At 45.4% G+C, this 2,020-nt stretch carries 2 protein-coding genes; one reads left to right on the forward strand and one right to left on the reverse strand.

Features of this window, described 5'->3' with window-relative positions; all coding sequences use genetic code 11:
- Positions 1-197: 197 nt before the first annotated feature.
- The gene (locus EBR25_13460) at positions 198-458 is read right to left on the reverse strand and encodes a hypothetical protein (protein NBW41989.1); all 261 of its coding nucleotides are present in this window, start codon (positions 456-458) and stop codon (positions 198-200) included.
- 325 nt (positions 459-783) lie between these two features.
- On the opposite strand from EBR25_13460, the gene EBR25_13465 reads away from it, so the two are divergent.
- Positions 784-1,926, forward strand: coding sequence for a hypothetical protein (locus EBR25_13465; protein ID NBW41990.1), 1,143 nt, complete (start codon positions 784-786; stop codon positions 1,924-1,926).
- Positions 1,927-2,020 lie beyond the last annotated feature (94 nt).

Below are 2,020 nucleotides of genomic sequence, written 5' to 3' on the forward strand. Positions count from 1 at the left end.
TATTCGTTCCTACTAGTAGTCAGGCACTTACTAATCAGGTGCATTCAGTAACCCGGTGAGAGAGAGAAAATATAGTCTGCGAAGCGCCTGCAAAGCAGTACCCCATGCGTAAGATAGTAGGCACGGAATAATTCAAGTGAGCGGGGGCATTTACCGCTTAGACGCCTTGAGATAATTCGCTCGTTTTTCACTCAAGTCTAATTTATTTGAGCACTTGGGAAGCCTGTCGCTCTCAATAACTTAAATTTGATTAACGGCACAGAGTCAGTACGGTAAAGAAAGCGGTTCAGAAGAAACGCTGAGTAATTTACGCGATGAGTATTTTCTGGCCCAACCAAAAAACCATCCTTGAATGTGACGAAAAGGGAAACTCGCTGTGAGTGAAACCAACAGTACGGAGAAGGAAGAGGCGCTCGAAGAGCTCTGATCATACGAAGTAAAGTGCAGAGCCCGAGCAATGACTACGCAGAGCCTTTCTTAAGTAATGTTGTTATGATTCGATTCTAGGTGTAAGGAGCGGAGTCGGTATAATAGAAAGGAGGCTCTAGATCCAAGTATTACCTTCTCTGGTCTTAAGGATTTGCTTTGTGCAGTGCTAGGAAAAATGACTCCTATGCCTAGTTTTATGTTGGATAGGCCCTATGGTGATCTGAAGGATGCTTACTATTCAGAAGGCATCAAAAAAATAGATGAAAAACAAGCTGGAAAATTTAGTGCCGAGTTTCCTAAAGGGCTTCTATACTCCTGACGAGTCTCCGTAGGTCGTAATAGGAGGCACGATACATGCTTGTGAAAAATACATTTCGTAGCCAGTTCGGTTCGTTACAGGAGGTCTCATATCTCTTCGTTGCGATTTTGTACTTAACATTTTTCTGGACATTTACTGCTCAAGCTCAATCAGTAGCGGCGTTAAATGCATCTCCTAATAATCCAAATCTGAGATATTACTGTGAGGCCGAGACATCTCTTATTAGAAAGGGGAGAGCTGCTCAGATAGAGGTAAGTAATATATCACGCGAGTTAAAGCGGCTTTCTCGAAAGATTGGCAAGAAGCGTGCAAAGTTGTCTGGTGCATCGAGGGCGAGAAAAAGAGCCTTGCGTGCAGCTATCAGAGATCATCGAGCAGCACGGCGAGGGATCAAGGATTGCAGAGACGACATGATCCGGACTCCATGTGGTGCACTTGAGGACACTCAGATGGGGACTGCTTCAACTCTATTTTCCCCCAGGATCATCAATGGCAATGGCTTGTGTGCTCAGGAAAATACTCCTTTCATAACGGTGCTTTTGCAGCCAGAAGAAGAGCCAAGCATAAGATGCTTGGGTACCATTATTCAAAAAGATGACAGCAATACTTCGGTGATAATACCGGCAAGCTGTCTAGGAGGAATCTCTGCGTTCGATCAAGTGAGCGCACAATTTGCGGATATGTTTGTACTCGCTAGTAACATTACTCTTCACCCAAATTTTCAGCAACTGGTAGAAGGGGGGCTAGTGGTACGAAGTTATTACGATATTGCTATTGTAAAGTTTGCCGTCAGCACTACACAGCCAATAGCAAAGATAACCGGAGAGTTGCATCCAAAGCTTCCATTATATATCCAAGGTGGTCTCGGAATAACGGAGGAAGATCAAACGGAGTCTGATTACTTGCTCCGCGCTGGATTCGCTACCATTCAAGAGGAGCATGACTTTGAAGAGTCCGAGCTCGTGACGAAGAGGACTCCATTTGGTTCCTCACTGTGTACAGATGACTGGGGTGGACCTCTTATTGCGAGGACTGCAGATGACTCTTGGAGGGTGCTTGGGATCTTCGCCTCGTACTCATATACTGATGTCGCAGAGTGTACTGCGGACACGCTAAGCATTTTTACGAAGCTAGATGATCCACTGATCAGTAGTTTCCTCGCTTCGGTGGGCAGTTAAGAGGGGGTTGTCTTTGTCCTTCGTTTGACGCGAAACGTGCATTAATCTTCGGTGAGCATCTCCATGAGAACGTACTGCTTCCCTATGAGCACTC

This window comes from bacterium (assembly GCA_009926305.1).
Lineage (GTDB): Bacteria > Bdellovibrionota_C > UBA2361 > UBA2361 > RFPC01 > RFPC01.

Coding starts and splice junctions, on each gene's coding strand:
- EBR25_13465 (NBW41990.1), top strand. CDS start 784: ATGCTTGTGAAAAATACATTTCGTAGCCAGTTCGGTTCGTTACAGGAG.